This is a genomic window from Bradyrhizobium sp. LHD-71, assembly GCF_031157255.1.
Lineage (GTDB): Bacteria > Pseudomonadota > Alphaproteobacteria > Rhizobiales > Xanthobacteraceae > P52-10.
Map to the genome: position 1 here is coordinate 212,830 of NZ_JAVIFX010000010.1, position 10,947 is coordinate 223,776.

The 10,947-nt window shown below is 61.4% G+C and carries 8 protein-coding genes; 4 read left to right on the forward strand and 4 right to left on the reverse strand.

Going from position 1 to position 10,947, the window contains the following annotated elements:
- Positions 1-11 precede the first annotated feature (11 nt).
- Positions 12-467, reverse strand: coding sequence for a 2Fe-2S iron-sulfur cluster-binding protein (locus RCO31_RS13470; RefSeq protein WP_308968908.1), 456 nt, complete (start codon positions 465-467; stop codon positions 12-14).
- A 394-nt stretch (positions 468-861) separates the two neighbouring features.
- Between RCO31_RS13470 and RCO31_RS13475 the strand changes: the two genes are divergently transcribed.
- Positions 862-2,451 carry a DUF4070 domain-containing protein gene (locus tag RCO31_RS13475; protein ID WP_308968909.1) on the forward strand — a complete coding sequence of 530 codons (1,590 nt, stop codon included), beginning with the start codon at positions 862-864 and terminating at the stop codon, positions 2,449-2,451.
- A 211-nt stretch (positions 2,452-2,662) separates the two neighbouring features.
- On the forward strand, positions 2,663-5,029 hold the full coding sequence (locus tag RCO31_RS13480) for an MMPL family transporter (protein WP_308968910.1): 2,367 nt from the start codon (positions 2,663-2,665) through the stop codon (positions 5,027-5,029).
- A gap of 149 nt (positions 5,030-5,178) precedes the next feature.
- On the opposite strand, the gene RCO31_RS13485 is transcribed toward RCO31_RS13480, so the two are convergent.
- Both RCO31_RS13485 and RCO31_RS13490 read right to left on the reverse strand, forming a co-directional pair.
- A complete protein-coding gene (locus RCO31_RS13485; protein WP_308968911.1) occupies positions 5,179-5,670 on the reverse strand; it encodes a hypothetical protein in 492 nt (163 codons plus the stop codon).
- Between the two features lie 499 nt (positions 5,671-6,169).
- Positions 6,170-6,934, reverse strand: coding sequence for a hypothetical protein (locus tag RCO31_RS13490; protein WP_308968912.1), 765 nt, complete (start codon positions 6,932-6,934; stop codon positions 6,170-6,172).
- 201 nt (positions 6,935-7,135) lie between these two features.
- Between RCO31_RS13490 and RCO31_RS13495 the strand changes: the two genes are divergently transcribed.
- On the forward strand, positions 7,136-9,250 hold the full coding sequence (locus RCO31_RS13495) for a 3-hydroxyacyl-CoA dehydrogenase NAD-binding domain-containing protein (RefSeq protein WP_308968913.1): 2,115 nt from the start codon (positions 7,136-7,138) through the stop codon (positions 9,248-9,250).
- A 37-nt stretch (positions 9,251-9,287) separates the two neighbouring features.
- Here the strand turns inward: RCO31_RS13495 and RCO31_RS13500 are convergent, their stop codons facing one another.
- Positions 9,288-10,394 carry a tripartite tricarboxylate transporter substrate binding protein gene (locus RCO31_RS13500; protein ID WP_308968914.1) on the reverse strand — a complete coding sequence of 369 codons (1,107 nt, stop codon included), beginning with the start codon at positions 10,392-10,394 and terminating at the stop codon, positions 9,288-9,290.
- A 205-nt stretch (positions 10,395-10,599) separates the two neighbouring features.
- Here RCO31_RS13500 and RCO31_RS13505 point away from each other — a divergent pair.
- The coding region (locus RCO31_RS13505) for an NAD-dependent epimerase/dehydratase family protein (protein WP_308968915.1) at positions 10,600-10,947 on the forward strand (348 nt) is incomplete at its 3' end.

Here is a 10,947-nt window from a genome sequence, read left to right on the forward strand (position 1 = left end):
TCTCCGATCCCTCAGCCCATATTCGCGGAGGCGTGCTTGATCGCCGCCTTGATGCGATTGTAGGTGCCGCAGCGGCAGATGTTGGTCATCTCGCTCGCGATCTGTTCGTCGGTCGGCTTCGGAGTCGCCTGCAGGAGCGCTGCTGCCGCCATGATCTGGCCGGACTGACAGTAGCCGCATTGCGGCACATCGAGCTCGAGCCAGGCCTTCTGGATCGGATGGCTGAGATCCGGCGACAGCCCTTCAATGGTGACGATCTTCTGCTCTTCGGTAATCGCACTGACTGGCATGCTGCACGAGCGCGTGGCCACGCCATCGATATGTACGGTGCAGGCGCCGCATTGCGCGATGCCGCAGCCGTATTTCGTGCCTGTCAGCCCAACCTGTTCGCGAATGACCCAGAGCAGCGGAGTGTCAGGTTCGACCTCCACCTCACGCATTGTGCCGTTGATCGACAATCGCGCCATGGATGTCCCTCCCAATCGACCCGCATTGCTTTAGAGAAGCTCTAAAAAATGCAGCGAAGGGTCAAGCAGCGCACGGTCACACACGCGGCATTTCCCGAAAAGTTGACCGATTGCTCGCGTTGTCGATTGCTCGTGTGTCGGATTCGCGAACGATCAAGTTTGCCTTCGCCTTCGAAGCGGCGATCTTTTGCCTTTCTTCTGCCAACGAAGCATTTCCGTGTTCGACGTTCGGTTCGTTCGAGTCGGCGATCAGATTGTTCGACCGATTCGGATTGAATGAAGGGCATGCCTCGATCATAGTGCTTGCCGTTACAGGAACATCAGACCGAGCCGCGCGTTCTTGGCCCTGACCTCGGGTCGCGATCTTGCTGGCGGCGCTGGGGATGGAGGCGGAATGAGGGGCGAAGGCAGCTACGGCAAGCGGCGGATTCTCTGCGTATTCCCGCGCTACTCGCCCTCGTTCGGGACATTCGAGTACGCTTATCCGTTGACCGATGGAGTCCGCGCCTTCATGCCCCCGCAAGGGCTCCTGGTCATTGCCGCCTACATGCCGGCAGACTGGCAGGTGCGATTCATCGACGAGAACATGAGATCCGCCACCGACTCTGACTTCGAGTGGGCGGACGCGGTGTTCGTCAGCGGCATGCACATCCAGCGGCGACAGATGAACGATATCTGCCGCCGGGCACATGCCTTTGACCTTCCGGTTGCGCTGGGCGGCCCCTCGGTGAGTGCGTGTCCGGATTACTATCCGGCGTTCGACTATCTCCATATCGGCGAGCTCGGCGACGCCACGGACGAACTGATTGCCCGGCTCGCGCAGGATACGGCCCGGCCAGAACAACAAGTCGTGCTCCGGACGAAAGACCGGGTCGAAATGGCGAAATTTCCGCTCCCGGCCTATGAGCTTGCGCAGATCGACCGCTATTTCCTCGGCAGCATCCAGTATTCGAGCGGGTGCCCTTATCAGTGCGAGTTCTGCGACATCCCGGGACTCTACGGACGTAACCCGCGCCTGAAAACGCCGGAGCAGGTCGTCGCCGAGCTCGACAAGCTGCTCGCATGCGGTCTTTCCGGCTCGGTCTACTTCGTCGACGACAACTTCATTGGCAACCGCAAGGCGGCGCTTGAGCTGCTGCCGCATCTTGTTGCATGGCAAAAGCGGACCGGTTTTCGCCTTCGCCTGTCGTGCGAGGCCACACTCAATATTGCCAAGCGGCCGGAAATTCTGTCGCTGATGCGCGAGGCTTACTTTATCACCATCTTCTGCGGCATCGAAACGCCGGACCCGGATGCGCTCAGGGCCATCTCCAAGGACCACAACATGATGGTGCCCATCATGGACGCGGTCAAAACCCTGAACGACTACGGCATGGAGGTCGTGTCGGGCATCATCCTCGGCCTCGATACCGACACGCCCGAGACGGGCAAGCATCTCCTGGAATTCATCGAACAGTCGCAAATCCCGCTGCTGACCATCAATCTGCTGCAGGCTTTGCCGAAGACGCCGCTCTGGGACCGGCTCGCGCGGGAAGGGCGGCTGATCGAGGATGACGAGGAGCGGGATTCAAACGTCAAATTCCGACTGCCGTACGAACACGTGGTGACGAGCTGGCGCAATTGCATGAAGAATGCGTACCGGCCCGAGAAGCTGTATGAGCGCTTCCAGCATCAGGTCGAGCACACGTTCCCAAACCGGCTCCAGGTGCCGGCCAGCGCGCGTGTGTTTTCGTGGCGGGATGTCAAGCGGGGGCTGAAGATGCTCGCGCGCATCACCTGGAAGGTCGGCGTTGTCGGCGACTACAAGCGGGTGTTCTGGAAGTTTGCCATTTCGCGCCTGATCCGCGGCGATATCGAAGTGCTGATCGCCACGTCGCTGATCTCGCATCATCTGATCGCGTTCTCGCGAGCGGCCTCGGGTGGCCTGCAGAACGCATCGAACTATTCGACGCGTCTGCGCGAAGCTGTCACTGTTGCTGAATAGCCGCGGGCCATGCTTACGGGTCCTGGTATAAGTAATTGATTTTGCACGAAAATTCGGTGGTCGGCGCAGGCGTGTGTGGTTCCCTCAAGCGGAGTTGATCGCTGGAGCAGGGCCGAAAACGTGCTAGAGCTTGGCAAGCGAAAATGTGGAACCGGGCTTCGACGGGGAAGTCCGTTTCGCCACGGGGTTGGTATTCTAAAGCGGATCTTCAATGCTTGATCAGACGTCGCAGAAGGCGGGCGGCACAAAAGCGGCCCGCGCCTTGCCGAGCATTGCGTTCGGGATCGAGCGGCTCGGCCTCGTCGCGATGCGCACGCCGATCTGGTCCGTCCTGATCCTGGCGTTGCTGTGCGTCGGCGCCTTCTTCGGTCTGGAGCGCATCAAGATCGACGACTCGCTCAGCCAGCTGTTTCGGTCGGACACCACGGAATTCCGTCAGTACGAGGAAGTCACCAAGCGCTTCCCGGCGACGGAATTCGACGTCCTGATCGTGATCGAGGGCAAGTCGCTGCTTGCACGCGACTCGCTGGAGAAGCTCCGCGACCTTGTTACGGATGTTCAGCTTGTCGACGGAACACGCGGGATCATTTCGCTTTTTTCGGCCCGGCAGGCGCCTGAGCCGGGGAAGCTTCCGGCCCCTTTGTTTCCCGATAAGCTGCCGGAGGGCGCCGCCTACGACAAATTCATAGAGACCGTCAAAAGCAACGAGATCCTGCGCGGCAAGTTGCTGTCTGACGATGGTACGCTGGCGCTGATCGTGCTCGCGCTCGACCCCGCGGTCGTCTCCGACAACCGGCTTGGGACAGTGGTCGGAGAAATCAGGCAGCTGGTTTCAGACACGGTTCAGGGCACCGATCTCGTCGGCCAGCTCTCGGGCGTGCCCATCATGCAGCTCGAAATCCGTAACGCGGTGGCGCGTGACGGCATCATCTATAATGTCGCCGGTGTGCTGGCCGGCTGTCTGATCGCGATCGTCTTCTTCAGGCGCATCTCGTTCATGGTCATTGCGGCGTTCCCGCCGATCCTCGCCATCCTGCTTTCGCTTGGGACGCTCGGCTGGTTCAATTTCAGCCTCAACATGTTCCTGAACGTGATGACGCCGCTCATCATGGTGATCAGTTTCTCCGACTCGATGCAGCTCACCTTCGCGGCGCGCGACCGTCTGATCGCGGGTGAGGACAAGGTCTCAGCCTTCCGCAACGCGGTCCTCGTTGTCGGACCGGCCTGTGTGCTGACGCATTGCACGGCGGGGCTATCGTTCATCGCGCTGATGTTCTCCAATTCCGATCTGATCCGCGCCTTCGGCGAAGCGGGCCTGACCGCGACCGCGATCGCGCTGGTCGCCGTGCTGTCGCTGGTGCCGCTGTTCGGCGTGCTCCTGGTGCGCCGTGAAGAGGTTTTTGCGCAGAAGATCAAGACAGCCGACTGGGGCGTCAACGCGCTGCGCGCCTTCTGTGCGTGGATCGCCGTGCGGATGACGCGGCGGCCGGCACTCTGGAGTCTGATCGCCTTGTTGGTCGTGGCTGGCCTGACTGTGATCTACATCAGCCTGGAGCCTCGCTACCGGCTTGCGGATCAGGTGCCGGACAAGAAGCAGGCGGTCGAAGCCTCCAGTCGGCTGGACGCCAAGCTTACCGGCGCGAACCCGATCGACATTCTCATCGAGTTCCCGAAGGGCAAGGATCTTTACGCGCCGGAAAGCCTGCAGACGATCGCTGAGGTGCATGCGTTGATCGAGAAGCAGGCCGGCGTCGGCAACGTCTGGTCGGTCGAGACCCTGCGGCGGTGGCTGGCCGAGAAGGTCGGCCGGGCCGATGTCTCGACGCTGAAGGAATATATCGATCTGTTGCCGGCCTATCTGGTACGGCGCTTCGTTTCTGAGCAGCTCGACGCCGTCGTGGTGTCGGGCCGGGTGCCTGACCTGGACTCGAGCGACATCCTTCCTGTCGTCGAGAAGCTCGACAAGGCACTCGACGGGGTCCGTGCGCAGCATCCGGGCTACGAGATCGCCGTCACCGGTCTTTCGGCGATCGCGGCGCGTAACAGCGCCGACATGATCGGCAAGCTCAACGCGGCGCTGACGGTCGAATTCCTGCTGGTTGCGGCCTTCATCGGCCTTGCGTTCCGCTCCTTCGTCGTCATGCTCGTCAGCATCCTGCCGGGCATTTTCCCGGTGGTGCTCTCAGGCACCGTCCTTTGGGCGCTCGGCGAGGGGCTGCAATTCGCCTCCGTGGTGGCGTTGATCGTCTCGTTCGGATTGGGCTTGAGCGCGACGATCCACTTCCTCAACCGGTTGCGGCTGGAGAACACGCCGGACACGACGGCAGCGGCTGCCGTCGAAAAGGCGACGATCCTGGTCGGACCTGCGCTGATCCTGACAACGGTGGTGCTGGCCTGCGGACTCGTGGTGACGGTCTTTTCCGATCTGCCTTCGTTGCGGCTGTTCGGTTGGCTCAGCGCGTTCTCGATGGTCGCGGCACTGATCGCCGATCTCTTCATCCTCCGGCCGACCGCGATGTTCCTGATCAGCATCGCGGAGCGCATCCGCGGCAACAAAGGTCCAAAGCCGGCGATCTGATCGCGCCCCGCCCATAGGCGAGCGAAGCGACGCCGTTCTTCGAACGGCTACGGGCGAGCGAAGCGACGCGTAAAAGACAAGCGCCGGGAAAACCTTCCCGGCGCGTTTCAGTTCCTGATGATGTCTCAATCCTTGGTCGTCACGTCATCCTATCGTGTCAGCGTGACGTCGACGCCGCGCAGATCGGTGTTCTGCGAACGGATTGCGATGACCTGCTTGTTGCCATTGGTATTCATGCTCAACGATGCTGCAAATCCGTTGGCCTCTACCAGAGCGTCGATATGACCGCCATTGATGCGGCCGCCGAGCGTTCCGTTGATGTTACGGCTGCTCTCGCTCCAGCTGCCCGAAACGCTGTTGCCGGAAGCGGTGACATTGGTCGTCAGGTCGAAACGATAGCTGTCGCTCGCACACCGCAAAATCTGATTGAGTCCTGCGCCGGCGACCTTATAGGTGGCACGGCAGCGGATGCGCTCTTTCCCGCCATCGGCGACCATGATCTGACCGGTCCCAGTCCATGCGCCGGCGAAACTTGCGAACGGGCCGCTCTGAGCCTGGCCCGGCGACGCCAGCAGCGTCATGGAAGCGGCAAGGACGGCGCTGCCGAGCAGCCTCCGAAGCAACAAACGGGGGTTGATCATATGCTAGATACCGTGGTTGGTGATTGGATCCAGTGGAGATGCGCGCCTGTATAGAAACAGGTTTGAATGGTTGTAAATGCGGCCAAAGACGTGCGCAGCAGTCCGAACCGCAAGACAATCACCCCCGGATCAGCGCAACCGCTGCTCATGTCCCTTCGCGCACCATGTGTCGGTGAAAGCCTATATAAGGTTCATGACGCAGGGAACAAATGGCTGGCTGCGGCGCGAGCCGCAAATGACCTGAGCATATTCGTCGCGGAGCCTTGGCCCCGCCTTCGACAGGCCGGATTTGCGGAGAATTGACGGCTGCCCTTGGGCGGAATTCGGGACGCGGCCTCGGCAGCCGTGTGTGCGCCGTCGTCTCGCGGCCGACCCGTTGGATCGGACGCTTGATGCACTCAACGCCCGGGGCGCGTGGCCAAGCCGAGGCTTTGGCACGCGAGGGTGTCTTCCACGCGACCTTGAGACACAGCCGGCGTCGACGGACCGGCCGTGGACGCTAGCCCTGGCTGCTTTCGAACTGCGTCAGCACCGGTTCGAAGCCGTCGAAATTCGCAACCGCAAGGCTGTCCGACCCGGCATAGTTGATGCCGGTCCAGGTGCCGGTGGTCATGATCTGCCCAGCCTTGACGCCTGACGTCGTACGCAACGCGTTGACCAGCGCCACCGCCGGCGCCACCGGATCGCCGACCGGATGCGTGCCGGTGCCGGTCGCGATTTCGGCGCCGTCCACTGTCAGCACCACTTCGAGTTTTGCGAAATCGACGGACTTCCAGTCCGCACGCGGCTTGCCGCAGACGAACCCGCCCTGGATGATGCAGTCCGCAAGCTTTTCGAGTGTGGAGCGCGGGCCAGGTTCGGCGTAGCGCGAGTTGAGGAGCTCGATCGCCGGAAACGCCTCGACGGCATCCTCGACCTCTTGCCGCGAATAGTCGCTGCCGCGCGGCGGCAGGTCCTTCAGGAAGCGGAATGCGATTTCGGCCTCGATGCCGCGCAGGTGCTCCCCACTGGCTCTGACGCGTCCAGGGCTCTCCTGAATGACGCTTTTCAGGATTGGCGCCCGCGACATGGTGCCTTCCTTGTCGAGGCCGACCTTCCAGCCGCCGATTGCCTCGTTCAACAACGCCATGGTCGCATCCTGGATCGCGTGACCGTCTTCGATGGTCTTTGGCTGCAGCGCGGCCGGCAGCGGGTCGCGCTTGACCCCGGTTAGTCTCGCATCGGCGAGGAGCTTTGCCGCGGCATTGATGTCGTTGGTGTTCACTGCTGCCTCCCTTGAACTTCGGTGGCCTTCGGGCCGGTGATGGCCCCTGTCTTAGCGCGCACGGTCGAAGGAACCAAGGCATACCGCTTGGTCAAAGCCATGCGCTATTTTCGACCTTGCGGACACCTGGGCACACGCCCAAGGTCGTCGCCAATCGGAAAGGCGCCGGAACGTGTCCGGCGGTAACAGCGAGGAAGCGTCGTGAGCGGACAACTTGTGCGATTTGAAGTGGAAGACGGCATCGGCGTCATCACCGTGGATAATCCGCCAGTGAATGCGCTGAGCCCGGGCGTGCCGGAAGGCATCCTCGAATCCGTCGCCAAGGGCAACAAAGACCCGAATGTGAAGGCCATGGTGCTGATGGGCGCAGGCCGTAGTTTCATTGCCGGCGCCGACATTCGCCAGTTCGGCAAGGGCGCAAAGCGCCTCGGTATCGGCGAGCGCCCGGTGGACGTACTCGAAAAGAGCGAGAAGCCGATCGTCGCCGCGATCCACGGCTTCGCGCTGGGCGGCGGGCTCGAGACGGCAATGGCCTGCAACTACCGTATCGCGAAGAAGGCGACCAAGGTTGGCCTGCCGGAAGTGCTGATTGGCTTGCTGCCGGGCGGCTGCGGCACGCAGCGACTGCCGCGCCTCGTCGGCCCGAAGATCGCGCTGGACATGATCGTGACCGGCCGCCATGTGCCTGCCGAGGAGGCCAAGGGCTATGGCGTCCTTGATGCGTTGATTGACGACAAGGCCGACTTGCGCGCCGAGGCGATCAAGTTTGCAAAGAGCATCGCGGACAAGAAGCCGATGCCGATCGTCAGCAAGATGACGACCAAGTTCGACGAATATAAGAATGACCCGGGCATGTTCGACAAGATGCGCAAGAGCATCGAGAAGAAGGCCAAGGGCCAGCCGGCGCCGTTCGCCTGCATCGACGCCGTGGAGGCCGCGGTCACGCTGCCTTACGATCAGGGCATCGTTCGCGAGCGCGAACTGTTCGCGCCGCTGGAGAATTCCGACGCCTCGAAGGGGCTGCGCTATGCCTTTTTCGCCGAGCGGCAGGCGGGCCGTCTGCCCGATCTGCCGGAAGGCACGAAGCAGAAGAAGATCGAAAAAGGCGCGGTGATCGGCGCGGGCACGATGGGCGGCGGCATCGCCATGAGCTTTGCCGATTTCGGCGTCCCCGTGAAGATTCTGGACTCGACACAGGAAGCGCTGGACCGCGGCATGAAGCGGGTGAAGGACAATTATGCGGTTGCGGTGAAGCGCGGCAGCATCACGCAGGCGCAGATGGACGAGCGGCTGAAGCTCATCGAACCGGTACTGGCCTATGAGGATATCGGTCAGGCGGACGTGGTGATCGAAGCCGTGTTCGAGGAGCTCGGCGTGAAGCAGGAGGTGTTCAGGAAGCTCGACGCGGTCATGAAGCCCGGCGCACTTCTCTTGTCGAATACCTCGACCATCGACGTCGACAAGATCGGTGCGGATGTGAAGCGGAAGAAAGATGTCGCCGGCGCCCACTTCTTCAGCCCGGCGAACGTCATGCGGCTTCTCGAGGTCGTGGAGGGGACCGAGAGTGCGCCGGAAACCATCGCCGCGGCCATGCAACTCGGCAAGCAGATCGGCAAGGTCAGCGCCTGGGCCGGCAACACCGACGGGTTCGTCGCCAACCGCAGTCGCGGGCCTTTCACGGCGGAAGCGAGCATTCTTCTGGAGGACGGCGCTCTGCCGGAGCAGGTCGACAAGGTGCTCGTCGACTTCGGCTATCCGATGGGGCCATTCGCGGTCGGCGACCTTGCCGGCCTCGACATCGGCTGGGCCGTGCGCAAGCGGAAGGCGGCGGAAGACCCGACTTTCCGCAAGAACCCGATCGCCGACCGCCTCTGCGAGATGGGGCGCTTCGGCCAGAAGACGGGTGCCGGCTGGTACCGCTACGAGAAGGGCGACCGCACGCCGCATCCAGATCCGATCGTCGCGCAGACGATCAAGGAGGTCACGAGCAGCCTTGGCATCAAGCAACGCAGCTTCACCGAGGATGAGATCCTGCGGCGGCTGCTGTTCGCATCGGTGAACGAAGCGTGCAAGATCCTCGAAGAGAAGAAGGCGCGCCGTGCCAGCGACGTGGACATCATGTGGCTCTATGGCTTTGGCTTCCCGCGCTATCGCGGCGGCCTGATGTTCTGGGCCGACACCATCGGCTCGAAAGACATCTACGAGCAGATCGTGCGCTGGCACAACGAACTCGGCCCGCGCTGGCGTCCGTCCGCCCTGCTGAAGGAAGTCGCCTCAAAAGGCGGCAAGCTGTCCGAAATTGTGATGATGGGGTAGGGCGCGAACGGTCGGGCTTCGCGACCAGCAACGAGAGTTATTTGGCCGTGAATCCCAGTTTTCTCAGGATCGTCGCTGACCTGGCGTATCGGTCCTGAGCCAACGTATCGTACTCGACGAGGGTGCCTTCGTAGGGTTCGAGCGAATTCGACTTCAGGACCTGCAAGAGCTCGGGCGCTCGTGCAACGGATGCCAAATGTTGCCTCAGGACCTGTACGATTTGGTCCGGCGTTTCAGAGCGTGCGGCCACCGCGAAGAGCCCGAGGTCGTATATCTCCGGATGTCCCAGCTCGGCAAATGTTGGGACACCGGGGATGTAACTTGATCGCTTGGCGCCGCTTGTGGCGAGAAGATTCACGTCCGGATTTTTGACGTACTGCGCAGCCAGACCGTCAGTCCCGAAAAATCCCTGCACATCGCCTCTCATGATCGCGAGGATAGCGTCAGCGGCGCCCTTATACGGCACCTCCTGCCAATCGATGCCGATGGCCTCCTTGAGCTGTTCGGCGAGGACCATTTGAGAAGCGCCGGTTCCCAGCGAGCCGTAGTTTGACTGGCCCGGTTGGGCCTTGGAGCGCTCGATGAGGTCGTCCAGCGTTCGCACGTCGCGCGGCGCAATCAACACGTAGGCGGCACTGGCGAGCGGGACGAGCGTCACGAAGTCACGAAAAGGATCGTAACCTGGATTCTTCTGAGACAGCGCAGAAGCGTAGAACGTATTTGTCGAGAGGAGCAGGGTGTAGCCGTCAGGCTTCGCGCTCTTCACGGAGAGCGATCCGACAATGGTGCCGCCGCCGGGCCGATTCTCGACCACGACCGGCACGCCGATGCGCTTGCTCAGCTCCTGGCTCGTAATTCTCGCAACAATGTCCGTAGAGCCTCCCGCAGGAAACGGGACCACAAGGATTATCGGTCGGCTGGGATAGTCCTGGGCAACCGTCGGACAGGAGACGAACAATGACGCGAGAAGACACAGCGCCGCCCGAACACAACTCCAAAGCCTGATCATGACGATCCCTCCAGAGGCTGTTTCAACTCCCGCATTCGACTTGCTTCGATGATCGGTGAGCGGCTGCTCGCAAGCCCTCCGATCACAAGGCGATAATAACGCGAAGAGCGGAGCGTCCGTCAATAAACAGAACATAATTCTGCCAGACAGAACTATTTGCGTCCTTTGTTCTGCTTGTCAGAATATCGTTCTGTTAGTTTGACTCATCGCCAACTGCGCAGCACTATCAAAGCGGCTGGCGCTGCAGGGCTGCCAACGTTGCTGTGGTGAAGATTGCACGAAACACCCAGCAACCACGCGCTCGATCATTACGTCTCAGCGTTCAACCGGGGGGCAGCACATGAAGATGCTTGTTGTTGGTGGCGCAGGGCTGATTGGACGACGGCTAATTCCTCGCCTTGCCAAAGAAGGTCACGAGATGACCTGCTTCGACATAAACACGCACATTGCTGATGTGAACGCGAAGTTCATCCGAGGTGACGTGACGCAGTTCGACGACGTCATCGAAGCCGTGGCAAAGGTTCGGCCGGATCGACTGATTAATCTGAGCTACCACATCGGCAGCGATCTGGCTCCTCATCTGGCGACCAAGCTGAACATCGTCGGCATGGACAATTGCTTTGAGGCAGCAAGGCTGTTTGACGTCAAGCACACCATCTATGCGAGTTCGCTCGCCGTCAGCGGCCTG

Excerpts from the sequence above, each read along its gene's own strand:
- RCO31_RS13470 (WP_308968908.1), bottom strand. The coding sequence starts at position 467 with ATGGCGCGATTGTCGATCAACGGCACAATGCGTGAGGTGGAGGTCGAA.
- RCO31_RS13475 (WP_308968909.1), top strand. The coding sequence starts at position 862 with ATGAGGGGCGAAGGCAGCTACGGCAAGCGGCGGATTCTCTGCGTATTC.
- RCO31_RS13480 (WP_308968910.1), top strand. The coding sequence starts at position 2,663 with ATGCTTGATCAGACGTCGCAGAAGGCGGGCGGCACAAAAGCGGCCCGC.
- RCO31_RS13485 (WP_308968911.1), bottom strand. The coding sequence starts at position 5,670 with ATGATCAACCCCCGTTTGTTGCTTCGGAGGCTGCTCGGCAGCGCCGTC.
- RCO31_RS13500 (WP_308968914.1), bottom strand. The coding sequence starts at position 10,394 with ATGTTCTGTTTATTGACGGACGCTCCGCTCTTCGCGTTATTATCGCCT.